General features: G+C 72.0%; 11 protein-coding genes and 1 pseudogene. 4 read left to right on the forward strand and 8 right to left on the reverse strand.

The window, feature by feature from the left end; translation table 11 throughout:
- Positions 1 to 54 precede the first annotated feature (54 nt).
- Positions 55 to 1233: pseudogene (locus ACN28F_RS08490) on the forward strand (MFS transporter); the annotation flags it as partial.
- Between the two features lie 51 nt (positions 1234 to 1284).
- On the opposite strand, the gene ACN28F_RS08495 reads toward ACN28F_RS08490, so the two are convergent.
- The 7 genes from ACN28F_RS08495 to eda form a co-directional block, all read right to left on the reverse strand.
- A complete protein-coding gene (locus ACN28F_RS08495; RefSeq protein ID WP_421357401.1) occupies positions 1285 to 2679 on the reverse strand; it encodes an amidase in 1395 nt (464 codons plus the stop codon).
- Positions 2680 to 2682: 3 nt separating this feature from the next.
- Complete coding sequence (locus ACN28F_RS08500; protein ID WP_289207494.1) at positions 2683 to 3402, reverse strand: alpha/beta fold hydrolase; 720 nt, start codon at positions 3400 to 3402, stop codon at positions 2683 to 2685.
- Positions 3403 to 3458: 56 nt separating this feature from the next.
- Positions 3459 to 4400 carry an AraC family transcriptional regulator gene (locus ACN28F_RS08505; protein ID WP_421357402.1) on the reverse strand — a complete coding sequence of 314 codons (942 nt, stop codon included), beginning with the start codon at positions 4398 to 4400 and terminating at the stop codon, positions 3459 to 3461.
- Positions 4401 to 4435: 35 nt separating this feature from the next.
- Positions 4436 to 6196, reverse strand: a complete 1761-nt coding sequence (ctaD, locus tag ACN28F_RS08510) for a cytochrome c oxidase subunit I (protein ID WP_421357403.1) — start codon at positions 6194 to 6196, stop codon at positions 4436 to 4438.
- Positions 6197 to 6386: 190 nt separating this feature from the next.
- Positions 6387 to 7502, reverse strand: coding sequence for an FAD-dependent monooxygenase (locus ACN28F_RS08515; RefSeq protein WP_421357404.1), 1116 nt, complete (start codon positions 7500 to 7502; stop codon positions 6387 to 6389).
- 180 nt (positions 7503 to 7682) lie between these two features.
- Positions 7683 to 8810 carry a sugar kinase gene (locus ACN28F_RS08520; RefSeq protein WP_289207498.1) on the reverse strand — a complete coding sequence of 376 codons (1128 nt, stop codon included), beginning with the start codon at positions 8808 to 8810 and terminating at the stop codon, positions 7683 to 7685.
- Positions 8811 to 8824: 14 nt separating this feature from the next.
- A complete protein-coding gene (gene eda / locus ACN28F_RS08525) occupies positions 8825 to 9508 on the reverse strand; it encodes a bifunctional 4-hydroxy-2-oxoglutarate aldolase/2-dehydro-3-deoxy-phosphogluconate aldolase (RefSeq protein WP_421357405.1) in 684 nt (227 codons plus the stop codon).
- Between the two features lie 54 nt (positions 9509 to 9562).
- On the opposite strand from eda, the gene ACN28F_RS08530 reads away from it, so the two are divergent.
- Complete coding sequence (locus tag ACN28F_RS08530) at positions 9563 to 10336, forward strand: IclR family transcriptional regulator (protein ID WP_421357406.1); 774 nt, start codon at positions 9563 to 9565, stop codon at positions 10334 to 10336.
- 242 nt (positions 10337 to 10578) lie between these two features.
- Positions 10579 to 11715, forward strand: coding sequence for a GH12 family glycosyl hydrolase domain-containing protein (locus ACN28F_RS08535; RefSeq protein ID WP_421357407.1), 1137 nt, complete (start codon positions 10579 to 10581; stop codon positions 11713 to 11715).
- Between the two features lie 51 nt (positions 11716 to 11766).
- On the opposite strand, the gene ACN28F_RS08540 is transcribed toward ACN28F_RS08535, so the two are convergent.
- Positions 11767 to 12525: an aldo/keto reductase gene (locus tag ACN28F_RS08540; protein ID WP_421357408.1), complete on the reverse strand. Its 759-nt coding sequence runs from the start codon at positions 12523 to 12525 to the stop codon at positions 11767 to 11769.
- A 238-nt stretch (positions 12526 to 12763) separates the two neighbouring features.
- Here ACN28F_RS08540 and ACN28F_RS08545 point away from each other — a divergent pair, with 238 nt between their 5' ends.
- On the forward strand, positions 12764 to 14134 hold the full coding sequence (locus ACN28F_RS08545) for an MGH1-like glycoside hydrolase domain-containing protein (RefSeq protein WP_421357409.1): 1371 nt from the start codon (positions 12764 to 12766) through the stop codon (positions 14132 to 14134).
- The last annotated feature ends 388 nt before the right edge of the window (positions 14135 to 14522 follow it).

A 14522-nucleotide genomic window follows, 5' to 3' on the forward strand; every position in this document is an offset into this window, starting at 1 on the left:
CTGGCCGGATGTCGTACCCGGCGGGCATGATGCCGGCCGGAGGTAACACCGCCGATGACCCTGACCCCTTACCGGGAGGCGCTGGCGCTGCCCGGCGTGGCCCGGCTGCTGGCGCTGTCGGTGCTGGCCCGGATGCCCAACACCGCCGCCGGTGTGGCGCTGACCCTGTACGTCGTGCTGGAGCTGCGCCGGGGCTATGCGGCGGCCGGTCTGGCCGGCACCGCGTTGACCGTCGGCGCCGCGATCGGTGCGCCGATGCTGGGCCGGCTGGTCGACCGGCACGGGCTACGCCCGGTGCTGGCCGGCTCGGTGCTCGCCCAGGGCACGTTCTGGGCGGTGGCGCAGGCGCTGCCGTACCCCGCTCTGCTGGTCGCCGCGGTCGTCGCCGGCCTGCTCAGCCTGCCGGTGTTCTCGGTGATCCGGCAGTCGCTGGCCGCGCTGGTCCCGGCCGCGCAGCGGCGGCCCGCGTACGCCCTGGACTCGATGTCGGTCGAGCTCTCCTTCATGATCGGCCCAGCGCTGGCCGTACTACTCGCCACCGCGGTCTCCCCCCGGGTGGCGATGCTCGCGGTCGGTGCCGGCCTGGTCGCCGCCGGGTCGGCGCTGTTCGTCGTCGACCCGCCGATCCGGGCCCGGCACGAGGAGCCGGTGCGGGCCGGTGTGCGCGTCGCCCGCCGGGACTGGCTCACCCCGCACCTGCTCGGCGTGCTGGCGGTCGGCGCGGCGTCGACCCTGGTGCTGGGCGGCACCGACGTGGCGTTGATCGCCGCCCTGCGCGCCAGTGACGAGCTGGTCTTCAGCAGCGTCGTGCTCGCCGCCTGGGGCGCCTACTCCCTGGTCGGCGGGTTCGCCTACGGCGCGGCCCGGCGCGGGGTGCCGCCGGTCGGGCTGATGGTGGCACTGGCCGTCGCCACGATCCCGGTCGGGCTCGGCGCGGGATCCTGGTGGACGCTGGGCCTGGCGCTGGCCCCGGCCGGCCTGCTCTGCGCGCCGACGATCGCCGCGACGTCCGACGCGGTCAGCCGGCTGGCGCCGGCGGCGGTACGCGGCGAGGCGATGGGCCTGCACGGGTCGGCGATGACCGTCGGGATGGCCGTCGGCGCGCCGCTGACCGGCGCGGTGATCGACGCCAGCAGCCCGACCTGGGGGTTCGCCGCCGTCGGCAGCGCCGGCCTGCTGTTGGCGTTGCCGCTGCTGGCTCTGCGCCGTCGACACGGGCGCAGCCGCCGACCCAACCGCAGCCGTCGACCCAACCGCAGCCGTCGACCCGACCGCGCCCGCCGGTCAGGGCCGCCGCAACCGCACCCGGTCGGGGTGCCTCCGCTCCAGGTCGGCGGCGACTCCGAGGACCGTGTGGTCGGCACCGGGATGCCCGGCGAGCTGGAGGCCGACCGGCATCGCGTCGTCGTCGAGGCCCCAGGGCAGGCTCACCGCCGGCCCACCGGTCACGTTGAACATGCCGACGAACGGCGAGATCGTGAAGATCTGCTGGAACAGTTCGGCCGCTGACCGGTCGGTGTGCAGCTCACCCAGCCGGGGAGCGGGGCAGGCGGTCGTGGGAGTCAGCACGAGGTCCACGGCCGCCAGGGCGGCGGCCAGTTCGCCGGCGAGTCGGCGCAGCTCCAGCGTCGCCCGTACCTGGGTCACCGCGTCGGCCCGCCGCCCCCGCTCGATCAGGTCGAGCACCGCCGGTTCCACCGTGTCCGGCCCGGCCTGCCGACCGGTGGCCCGCGCCAGATCGTCGACCATCGCCGCGACGTGGCCGGCGATCACCGTACCGAGCACCGGCCCGAGCCGGCCGGCGGCCGACACGGCTGGCAGCGGCACGAGCCGGTGGCCCAGCGCGGCCAGCGCGGCGGCGCACTCGTCGACCGCCCGCCGGTACGCCGGTGCGACCGGGTCTCCGGACGGGGTGTCGACCAGCACCCCCACCGTCAACGGATGCGGGTGGGCCCGGTCCGCCGGTACGCCGTACGGTTCGCCGAGCGCCGGTCCGGCGGTGACCGCCAGCAGCAACGCCGAGTCGGCAACCGTCCGGGTGATCGCGTGCTCGTGGCTGAGCCCGCCCCAGTCGTCGACCCGGTACGGCCCGGCCGGGTTGCGGCCACGGGTCGGTTTGAAGCCGATCAGCCCGCACCACGCCGCTGGAATCCGGATCGACCCGCCGCTGTCGCTGGCATGCGCGGCGGGCACCATCCCGGCGGCGACCGCCGCTGCCGCGCCGCCGCTGGAGCCGCCGGCCGAGCGCCGCGGATCCCACGGGTTGCGGGTGGCACCGTACAGCACCGGTTCGGTGCTGATGTTCAGGCCGAACTCCGGTGAGCTGGTCCGCCCGATCACCAGCGCGCCGGCCGCTTCGAGCCGGGCGACCAACGTCGAGGTGCCGGCCGGGGGCAGGCCGGCGAACAGTCGGCTGCCCCGGGTCAGCGGCAACCCGTCGACCTCCGCGTGCAGGTCCTTGACCAGGTACGGCAGGCCGGCCAGCGGTCCCGCTGGTCGCCGGCCACGACGCAGCCGGCGCAGCGCCCGGTCCGGGTCCAGCAGCACGACCGCTCCGACGCCCGGATCACGCGCCTCGATCCGGGCGGCGGCGGCCTGCACCAGCTCGGCCGGATCCACCTCACCGGCGAGCACGGCGGCGACCAGGTCACCCACCGACCCGTCGAGCAGCCCGGTCACCGCTCAGCCCACCCGCCCGGCCGCGTCGAGCGCCTGCGCCAACGCCGCCGGATCACTGAACATCACCTCGTGCGAGCCTGGCAGCTCCACCAGGCGGAACTCGCCGAGGCGACCGGACTGGCCGGGATGCCAGGTGAACTCCTGCGCCGGGAAGGCGATGTCGTTGGTGGCGTACACGTAGCTGCGCGGCACCGCCAGCCCGGTGAACCCGGGCAACGGCAGCGGCTCGGCCGAACGCGCCAGCGGCTCCGGGGTCAGCTGGGCGTACGCGGCCCTGGCGGTGGCCTCGTCCGCATCCTGCAGAAAGGACGCACGGAACACCTCGTACGGCAGCATCAGCGTGCCCTGCTCGGAGGCCAGGGTCTGGAAGGCGCTCGCCGCCGACGGCGGCACGTGCTGGAACACGCTGTCCCCGTCGCCCAGGACGTACGCGTTGTGGAACACCAGGCGGGCGAGCCGCTGCGGCACCGCGACGGCGACCGCCTGGACGACCGCCCCGCCGAAGCTGTGCCCGACCAGCACCACGTCCCGCAGGTCCGCATCGACCAGCAGGTCGGTCACGGCGCCGACGGTCTGCGCCATCGTCACCGTCGGATCGCCGCCGACGCCGTTGCCGGGCAGCGTCGGCGCGTGCACCTCGTGCCCTGCCGCGACAAGATGCCGGCGCACCCCGTCCCAGCAGCCGCCGTCGTGCCATGAGCCGTGTACCAGGACGAACCGCATGATGACCTCCTCCTTCGGGAGGCTTCACGCTAGGTCGGTCGATCCGGGCGGTGATATCAGCGCGGCGCCGGATCCCTGTCAGCTGCGCGCCACTGCCCCGGGCTCGTCCCGTACCGCTGGCGGAACAGCACGCCGAGGTGCGAGGCGGACGAGAAGCCGTACCGGTGTGCCAGCTCGGTGACCGTCGCCGACGACTCGCGCAGCGCCCGGGCGCAGGCCGCCAGGCGACGCTGCCGTACGTAGTCGGCGACCGTGCCGCCGGAGGACTCGAACGCCCGGTGCAGCTGCCGTACGGAGACCGCCAGCCGGGCGGCCAGATCCGACACGCCCAGCTGCGGTGGCGCGCCGTCCGGCCGGGCCAGCTCCTGCTCCACGAGCCGTTCGACGGCCACCCGCAGGGCCAGCAGCGGCTGCCCGGTGGTGTCCCCGATGGTGCGCCGCAGCGTCAGGTGCAGCAGCGCGTCGAGGATCCCGGAGAGTTCGTCCGGTTGGCCGGCCGTACCGGCGTGCTCGGCGGCCGACATCAGGTGCGGCAGTTGCCGGATCAGCGCCGCGGCCACCGGTTCCACCGCTGCCGACCGGATCGGGCCGTCCAGCAGCGGATACCGGGCGGTGACCACCGGCTCCGGCAGCACGACGAAGATCACCCGCGCCGCCGAGGCGTGTTCGACGGTGAACTCCTCGGCACCGGGTACGACGACCAGCCGGCCCGGCACGATCGCCTCGTGTCCGTGGCGGTGCCGGATCTCCCCCTGTGCCCGCAGGCTCAGCAGCAGGAACACCCCGGCCGCTGCGGTCGTCGCCGCGGCCGTACGCTGCGCCCGGATCGGGTCGAGCGCGGCGGAGACCAGCCGCAGCCGGCCGATCTCCACGTCCGTCATCCGGGCCTGGAAGGCCGCCGGGTCGCCGACGGTGATCGTCTGGGGAACGAGCGACTCGCGGACCACCTGGCTGAACCCGGCGAGACCGGCCGCGCCGGTGAACCGCTGGTCACCCATTTCCCCAGGTTAACCGGCAGCCCGGCCGGGGTCGGTCAGCGCTTGTCGACGTTGGTCGCGGTGTCTTCCTGGTAGGTGGCACCGCCGTCGGATTCGCTGGTCAGCGGCTTGGCGCCGCCCTCCGGCGGGCCCGCCACCGACTGGTGGCCGGCGGCCAGCTCCGGGAACTTCAGGTCGAACGCCGGCCGCTCGGACCGGATCCGGGGCATCCGGTCGAAGTTGCGCAGCGGCGGCGGGGAGCTGGTGGCCCACTCCAGGGAGTTGCCGTGGCCCCACGGGTCGTCGACGTCGACCAGCGGACCGGCCTTGTACGACTTCCACACGTTGTAGATGAACGGCAGCGTCGAGATGCCGGTGACGAACGAGCCGACCGTGGAGATCATGTTCAGCGTGGTCCAGCCGTCGATCGCCTGGTAGTCGGCGTACCGGCGGGGGAAGCCCTCGGCGCCGAGCCAGTGCTGCACCAGGAAGGTGGTGTGGAAACCGACGAAGGTCAGCCAGAAGTGGACCCGGCCGAGCCGCTCGTCGAGCATCCGCCCGGTGAACTTCGGGAACCAGAAGTAGATGCCGGCGAACACCGCGAACACGATCGTGCCGAACAGCACGTAGTGGAAGTGCGCGACGACGAAGTACGAGTCGGAGACGTGGAAGTCGATCGGCGGGCTGGCCAGCAGCACGCCCGACAGGCCACCGAAGAGGAAGGTCACCAGGAAGCCGATCGCCCAGAGCATGGGCGTCTCGAAGCTGATCTGGCCCCGCCACATCGTGCCGATCCAGTTGAAGAACTTCATGCCGGTCGGTACGGCGATCAGGAAGCTCAGGAAGCTGAAGAACGGCAGCAGCACCGCCCCGGTGGCGAACATGTGGTGCGCCCAGACGCTCATGGACAGCGCGGCGATCGCGATGGTCGCACCGACCAGACCCTTGTAGCCGAAGATCGGCTTGCGGGAGAAGACCGGGATGACCTCGCTGATGATGCCGAAGAACGGCAGCGCGACGATGTAGACCTCGGGGTGCCCGAAGAACCAGAACAGGTGCTGCCACAGCAGCGGGCCGCCGGTCTCCGGGGCGTAGACGTGGGCGCCGAGCATCCGGTCGGCGGCGAGGGCGAACAACGCGGCGGCCAGCAGCGGGAAGACCATGATCACCAGCAGGCTGGTGACCAGGATGTTCCAGGTGAAGATCGGCATCCGGAACATCGTCATGCCGGGGGCGCGCAGGGTCAGGATCGTGGTGATCATGTTGACCGCGCCGAGGATGGTGCCGAGGCCGGAGATCGCCAGGCCGACGATCCACATGTTCGCGCCGACACCGGGCGAGTGCTCGACGCTGCTCAACGGGGTGTAGGCGAACCAACCGAAGTCGGCGGCACCACCGGGGGTCAGGAAGCCACCCATGGCCAGTGTGCCGCCGAAGAGGTACAGCCAGTAGGCGAAGCTGTTCAGCCGGGGGAACGACACGTCCGGAGCGCCGATCTGGATCGGCGTGATGTAGTTCGCGAAGGCGAACACGATCGGCGTCGCGAAGAACAACAGCATGATCGTGCCGTGCATGGTGAACAGCTGGTTGTACTGCTCCGGCGAGAGGAACTGCATCCCGGGCTGGGCCAGCTCCGCCCGCATGATCAGCGCCATCAGGCCGCCGATCATGAAGAACACGAAGGCGGTGATCATGTACATGATCCCGATCTGCTTCGCGTCGGTCGTACGCAGCAGCCGCGCCATGGCCGAGCCCCGGACCGGCTGGTGGACCGGGAAGGGCCGGGTCGCGATCGGCTTCGGTGCGACGGTGGTCACGAATGGCCTCCGGTTCTCGTCAATCCCACGGCGCCCGCGCTGGTGCTCCGCTGGCCGTGCCTCGCAGGCAGGATAGTCCCCGTTCACGGTGGGTCCGCACGCCGGGTGCCCGCACCCGTGGCCGGGTCACCATCGGCCGGGTGGCACCGTGGCCACCGGGCGGAGCGACCGGGCAGAGCCGCCCGGCCTGTCACACCGGATCGACGAGCAGCCGGTAGTGGTCGGCGAGGATCCGGGCGCCCTCGGCACGCAGCAGCCGGTCACGAAGGTGCGGTGCGACGTCGCGGGTCCGGTCCCGGTCGCGGGTCCGCTCCAGCACCCATCGGGTACGCGGCCGGCGGCGGCTCTCGTAACCGGCCAGCGCCTCGACCACGGTGGGTCGGTCGCGGACCAGCTCGGCCAGCACCAGCGCGTCCTCGAACGCCATCGCCGCCCCCTGTGACAGGGTCGGCGCGGTGGCGTGGGCGGCGTCACCGACCAGCACCACGTTCCCCCGTGACCAGCTGCCGAGCTCGACCTCGTCGGTGACGGCGACCTGCACCTTCTCCACCGCGTCCAGGACGGCCGGGACCGGGCCACGGAAGTCGGCGAGCAGCTCCCGCAGCCGCAGCAGCGGGTCGGCCGGTGGCGCCGACCCGGCCGGCAGCCGTTCGTCGGCGTACAGATAGGTCCGGCCGTAGCCCATCGGCGTCAGCACGACGCCGCAGCGCCGGCCGAGCAGGGCGGTCCACTCGGTGATCTCCGGGCCGCCGGTGACGACGCTGCGGTAGGCGATCTGGCCGACCGGATGCGGTGCGCCACCGAGCTCGGCCAGTTGCCGGACCGTCGACCGGCGACCGTCGGCACCGACGATCAGGTCGTACTCGGCGAACGAGCCGTCGCCGAACGCGACCTTGGTGGTCTCGTCACCGAGTTCCAGCTCCCGGACCTCGGTCCGGTGCCGGACCGCACCGCCGGCCCCGGTGAGCAGCACCCGGTGCAGGTCGGCCCTTGGCAGTGCCCGGCACTCGCCGACCCCCTGCCAGAGCCGGTCGAGGTCGACGGCGCACAACTCGGTACCGGCGACGTCGAGGAACCGTTGTCGACGCACGACGGCTCCGAGCGGGCGCAGCGGACTGTCCAGGCCGAGGTCACGCAGGGCGCGGATCGCGTTGCCGGGCAGGAAGATGCCGGCCGTGGGCACCACGGTCGGGTCGAGCTTCTCCACCACCTGGGGCCGCAGGCCGGCCAGCCGCAGCGCTCGGGCCGCAGCCAGGCCGGCGACACTGGCACCGACGACGAGCACGCGCATGGGTGCTTGAGCCATGGTCCGCGCCGCCTCCGGGGGAATAGACACTCATCGGAGCCAAGAGACTACTGCCGGCAACACCGCCTGCGGTAGGCCTATTCCGCCCTGTTTGTACGCGCCGGTCCGTGAATCAGATCGATGGGAAATATCCACCGATGGAAATCTTAACCGGTGCGGCGGGCCAGCGGGAGTCCACGCTCAACGTTGCACCCGCGCACCGCCACCGCCGACCAGCGCCTCCACCTCCTTGAGACTGGCCGTCGAGGTGTCACCGGCCGTGGTCATCGCCAGTGCGCCGTGCGCGGCACCGTACTCGACCGCCGTCGCGAGGTCGCCCTTTTCGAGCAGGCCGTAGACCAGCCCGGAGGCAAAGCTGTCGCCCCCGCCGACCCGGTCCAGGATCTCCAGTCCCGGCCGGTGGGTGGCCTGGACGAAGCCGGTCGCGGCGGACCAGGCGATCGCTCCCCAGTCGTTCACCGTCGCCGTGCGGACCGTCCGCAACGTGGTGGCGACCACCGCGAAGTTCGGGTACGCCCGGGTGACCTCGGTGATCATCCGCTGGAAGTTCGCCACCTCCAGCTCGGACAGGCTGTCGTCGGTGTCCGGTACGGCGAACCCGAGGCTCGCGGTGAAGTCCTCCTCGTTGCCGATCATGACGTCGACGTAGCCGGCCAACCGCCGGTTGACCTCCTGTGCCCGGGACTGGCCGCCGACAGCCTTCCAGAGGCTGGGCCGGTAGTTCAGGTCGTACGAGATGATCGTGCCGTGCCGACGGGCGGCGACCATGGCCGCCTCGATGGTCTCCGGGGTGGTCTCGGACAACGCGGCGTAGATGCCGCCGGTGTGCAGCCAACGAACGCCGAGCGTGCCGAACAGGTGGTCCCAGTCGACGTCGTCGGGGCGCAACTGGCTGGCGGCGCTGTGCCCCCGGTCGGAGGTGCCGACCGCGCCCCGGACCCCGAAGCCCCGCTCGGTGAAGTTCAGTCCGTTGCGCACGGCGCGGCCGGTCCCGTCGTAGGGCAGCCAGCGCACGTACGAGGTGTCGACGCCGCCGGTCAGCACGAGGTCCTCCAGCAGCCGCCCGACCTCGTTGTCGGCGAACGCGGTGACCACCGCGGTCCGCAGACCGAAGCAGCGACGCAGGCCCCGGGCCACGTTGTACTCGCCACCGCCCTCCCAGACCCGGAACGAGCGTGCGGTGCGGACCCGTCCCTCGCCCGGGTCGAGCCGCAGCATGATCTCGCCGAGCGAGACCAGGTCGTAGCGACACTCGGCGGCCGGTCGGGGGCGCAGCGACGCCGCCCCGGCGGTGGGCTGTCCGGACATCTGTTGGCTCCTTGTCAGGATCGGGTGGCGGCCCGGGCCGCGGCGACGGCGGCGGCGGTCAGCCGGGTCACTTCGGCCCAGTCGCCGGCGGCGAGCAGGCGCGGGGCGACCATCCAGGTGCCGCCGACGGCGAGGACCGCCGGGTGGGCCAGATAACCGGCGAGGTTGCCGGTGGTGACGCCGCCGGTCGGAATGAACCGGACCGAACGGAACGGGGCGGCGAGGGCGGCGACCATCCCGATGCCGCCGAGCTGCTCGGCCGGGAAGAACTTCACCGTGTCGAGGCCGGCGTCGAGCGCCATCTGGATCTCGGTGGCGCTGGCGACGCCGGGGAAGACCGGCACGCCGCGCTGCTGGCAGCGGCGGACAACGGCGGGCCCGAAGCCGGGGCTGACCACGAACCGGGCACCGGCGTCGACGGCCCGGTCGACCTGCTCGGCGGTGAGCACCGTGCCGGCGCCGACCACCAGGTCCGTCCGGGTGGCCATCGCCGCGATCGCGTCGGCGGCCGCCGGGGTCCGGAAGGTCACTTCGGCGGTACGCAGCCCGCCGGCGGCCAACGCCTCGGCCAGCGGCGCGGCACCGGTCGGGTCGGCCAGCACCACCACCGGGACGATCCGACCGGCACCGATCACCGACGTGACGTCACCAGCGGCGACCGGCTCGGGTGTCTGTTCGTCATCTTGAACGTTGGTCACATACGTGACGATACTCAAGGCATCGATGCTGTCAACCCGGCTACAGTGACGGCCATGACGGTGCGCGATGGATTCCAACCGGTGAAGTCCGCCGGCCGCACGCTGGAGGTGCTGGAGGCACTGGCCGCCGCGCCCGGTCAGCAGTCCCTGGGCGACCTGGCCCGACTGCTGGAGATCCCGAAGAGCAGCCTGCACGGGATCCTGCGCACGATGCTGCAGCGCGGCTGGGTGGAGACCGATCCGACCGGCACCCGGTTCGGCCTCGGGGTACGCGCGCTCCAGGTCGGTGCCGCCTACCTCGCCGCCGACGACGCGGTCAGCCTGCTCGACACCGTCCTGGACGAGCTGGCCGGGCAGTTCGGCGAGACCGTCCACCTCGGTCGACTGGACGGGCCACACGTCGTCTACCTGGCAAAACGCGAGTCGATCCACCCGTTGCGGCTGTACAGCGCGATCGGGCGGCACCTGCCGGCCCACGCCACCGCGCTGGGCAAGGCGCTGCTCGCCGAGCACCCCGACGACACCGTCGACCGGTTGCTGACCTGGCCACTGCGCCGGATGACCCCACAGACGATCGAGGATCCGGCCACCCTGCACGCCGCACTGGCCGAGATCCGCGACCGCGGTTACGCGGTTGATCGTGCGGAGAACGCCGAGGGCATCGTCTGCGTCGCGATGGCGATGCCGCTGCGCCGGCCGGCGACCGACGCGATCAGCCTTTCCATCCCGTCGGCCAGGTGGGACGACGCGGTCGAGGCCCGGATCGTCGAGGCGTTGCGGGCGGCCGCCGGGCAGGTCCGCGCCGCCCGCACCCTGGTCACCCACTGATCCCCGGCCGTCGACCCGCTGACGGGCGTCCGGGCGTCCGCCAGCGACGTTCGACATGATGAACGGCATTCCGCCATCACCTGCGGGTAGCCGGCTGGCGGTCCGGATCGCCAGCCGGCCCCGGCCACCGGCCGGCATTGCCGACTCTTTTCATACATGTAAATGTGTCATAGCTTTGTGGGAGCGCTCCCGTCACGTTGAACCCTCCTATCCGCACCCAGCACGGACACCGAAGGAGTGCAATGAGACGTCCCATCCGCCGCGCCGCAGCGGCCGCAGCGGCGCTCCTCGTCGGCGGAGTTCTCGCCGTCGTCACCGCCGCCCCCGCGCAGGCGGACACGGTGATCTGCGAGCAGTACGGCAGCACCACCATCCAGGGCCGCTACGTGGTGCAGAACAATCGCTGGGGCACGACCGCCCAGCAGTGCATCAACGTCACCAGCACCGGGTTCTCGGTGACGTCGCAGCAGGGCAGCTCACCCACCAACGGGGCGCCCGTGTCGTACCCGTCGGTCTTCCTGGGCTGCCACTACACCAACTGCTCCCCCGGCACCAACCTGCCGATGCAGGTCAGCCGGATCAGCAGCGCGCCGACCAGCATCAACTACACGTACGTGGGCGGAGGCACCTACAACGCGTCGTACGACATCTGGCTGGACCCGACGCCCCGCACCGACGGGGTCAGCCAGATGGAGATCATGATCTGGTTCCACCGGCAGGGCTCCATCCAACCGATCGGTTCACCGGTCGGCACCACCACCATCGCCGGCCGCAGCTTCCAGGTCTGGACCGGCAGCAACGGCAGCAACAACGTGGTGTCGTACCTCGCCCAGTCGTCGTTCAGCAGTTGGAGTTTCGACGCGATGGCCTTCATCGCCGACGTGCGCAACCGGGGCCAGATCACCAACTCGTGGTACCTGACCAGCATCCAGGCCGGCTTCGAGCCGTGGAACGGCGGCGTCGGGATCGGGGTGAACTCGTTCTCGGCGGCGGTCAACACCGGCGGGGCACCGCCACCCACGACCGCGCCGCCGCCGCCCACCACGCCGCCGCCGGGCAGCGGCGCCTGCCGGGTCAGCTACACCCCGAACACCTGGAACAGCGGCTTCACCGCCGAGGTGCGGATCACCAACACGGGTAGCGGCACCGTCAACGGGTGGACGTTGGCGTACCAGCTGCCGGCCGGGCAGTCGATCACCAGCTCGTGGAACGCGACCGTGTCGCAGAGCGGTTCCTCGGTGACGGCCCGCAACATCGCCTGGAACGGCACCCTGGCGCCGGGCGCGACCGCCTCGTTCGGCTACCAGGGGACCTACAGCGGGTCCTACTCCTCGCCGACCAACTTCACGCTCAACGGCACCTCCTGCACCACCGGCTGACCGCGGCACGGACCGAGCCACCGTCCGGCGCGGAGCGCACCGGACGGTGGCTCAGTCCCGCAGCTGGTCGATGGCGGCCATCTCGTCCGGGGTGAGGCGGAACCCGAAGACGTCGGCGTTGGCGACGATCCGCTGCGGCGTCACCGACTTCGGGATCACCACGATGCCGTGCTGCAGGTGCCACCGCAGCACCACCTGGGCCGGGGTGACGCGGTGCCGCCCGGCCACCTCGACCAGCAGTGGATCGTCCAGGTCGGTGTTGCGGAACGGGCTGTACCCCTCCACCACCACGTCCCGTTCCTGGTGCTCGGCCAACGTACGGCTGTCGTGCATCGCCGGCGCCCACGGCACCTGGTTGACCGCCGGGCGTACCCCGGTCTGCTCGATGAGTTCGTCGATCTGGGCCAGGCTGTAGTTGCTGACCCCGATCGCCCGCACCACCCCGGCGTCGCGTTGGGCGATGAACTCCCGCCAGGTGGGTACGGCGGCACCACCGCGCGGCGGCCAGTGGATCAGCCACAGGTCGACGTACTCCGTCGCCAGCGCGGCCAGGCTGGCGGCGAGGGTCTCCGCTTCCTGGCCGAGGCGCTCGGGCGGGAGCTTGGTGGTGATGAAGACCTCCTGCCGGTCCAGCCCGCTGTCCCGGACCGCCCGGCCGACCTCGGCCTCGTTGCCGTACATCGTGGCGGTGTCCAGGTGCCGGTAACCGGCGTCCAGCGCGGCCCGTACCGCCCGGTAGCCGGACTCCCCCGTCGCCTGCCAGGTCCCGAAGCCCAGCATCGGCATGTCCACGCCGGGTCCCAGAGACACCCCGAGCTGCTCACCGTGGGTCGCCATGCTCGCCGACTACCCACGCCGACCTGTGCCTATACCTCGGCCGGACGACGCATCGGCCAGTGGCCGACCGACCCTACCGTCGGGCCGGGCCGACACCACATGCTGTTCACCGCGCGTACATTCGTCGTCACCCACCCGGTCGCCGGGTGGGCGGTCCGGGCACGCGCGCCCGCCGACCGGAAGCACGGACCAGAAACGGGAACGGAACCACATGAGCATCATCGACACCACGACGTCGGCCGTACCGCCGGTCGCGCCACCCGCCGAGGCCGAGCCGGGCGGCGGTGGCCGGCACGAGCTGTGGCCGGCGGCCCGGGCCGTGCTCGAGGCCAACTGGTCCGGTCGCCACACGGTGCCGTCACGCACCCTCTACCCGCACCAGTGGAGCTGGGACGCCGCGTTCATCGCGATCGGGCTGGCCCGCCTCGCCCCGGACCGGGCGTGGCAGGATCTGCGCAGCCTGTTCCTGGCGCAGTGGCCGGACGGCCGGGTCCCGCACATCGTCTTCGATCCCGGCATCGCCGAACGGGACTACTTCCCGGGGCCCGGGTTCTGGCAGGTGCCGCTGCGCCGACCGGGCCACCCCGACGGTACGGGCATCGTCCAACCACCGGCGCACGCGCTGGCGGTCTGGGAGCTCTACCAGCGGGCCCCCGACGCCGTCGGCCTGGCCCAGCTCCGGTGGTTCTACCCCCGGCTGGTGGCGGCGCAGGACTACCTGCTGGGTCGCCGCGACGCCGGTGGCGGCGGGCTGGCCGCCATCGTGCACCCGTGGGAGTCGGGGCTGGACAACAGCCCGGCCTGGGACACGGCCCTGGCCGCCGTACCGGCCGACCTGACGGTCCTCGCCGGGCGGCAGCGACACGACAACCGGGTCGCCGCGGTGGCGCACCGGCCGACCGACGAGGACTACGCCCGGTTCGTGGCGCTGGCCCTAGCGTACCGCGACCACGACTACGCCGACGACGCGCTCGCCGACCGGCACGGCTTCGTCGTCGAATGCCCGACCTTCAACGCGCTGCTGGGTGCCGCCGAGCGGGCGCTGGCCGCGATCGCCGGCGTGGTCGGCGCCGATCCCGCCCGGCACCTGGCCCGGGCCGGGCACATCACCCGCGCGATCGACGATCGGCTGTGGAATCCGCGCACCGGCATGTACCACGCGCGTGACGTGCGGACCGGCCGGCTCAGCCCGGCCCGGTGCGTGAACGGACTGGTGCCGCTGATCCTGCCGGACCTGCCGGCCGACCGGGTGGCGGCGCTGGTGGCGGTGCTCGGGTCCGACCGGTTCGGGATGTCGGCGGCCATGCCGGTGCCCAGCTACGACCGGACCGCCACCGACTTCGACCCGGTGCGGTACTGGCGGGGTCCGGTCTGGATCAACATCAACTGGCTGCTCTGGCGTGGACTGCGCGCCCACGGCTGCGCCACCGAGGCCGACAGGCTGCGGGCGGCCATGATCGACCTGGTCGGCAGGTCCGGCTACTACGAGTACTTCCACCCGGTGACCGGGGCCGGGGTGGGCGCGGCGGCGTTCAGTTGGACCGCCGCCCTCCTGCTCGACCTGTTGGCCGATGGCGACTGAGCACACGATGGACACCCCTGATCACACGACGGGGCCCCACCCGCCGTTCTCCGGTCACTCAGAACGTGTCGACCAACGCCGATCCGACACTCCGCCTGATACCAATACCCATTCGGCGGGCCACCCGCACATGCCGTTGATTCTCTCATAAAGGACATATTTCCCGGAAATCGTTTGCAGGACAGAGAAATGTTGCAGCAGGTGAACATCTGAACACGGAGAGATGACATCCACCGTACGGTGCGCGACTGAAGGCCTCACGGATGGTTCCGGCCTGCCAGGCTCGCCATCTATCTTTCCGTGCCGGCGGGGCACCGACGACACGGTCGACATCAGACCGTCCAGAAGGCAGCCCGGCAATTCGCGGCGAACCGCCAGGGGGGTGGGC

It is taken from the genome of Solwaraspora sp. WMMA2101 (assembly GCF_049179175.1).
Taxonomy (GTDB): domain Bacteria; phylum Actinomycetota; class Actinomycetes; order Mycobacteriales; family Micromonosporaceae; genus Micromonospora_E.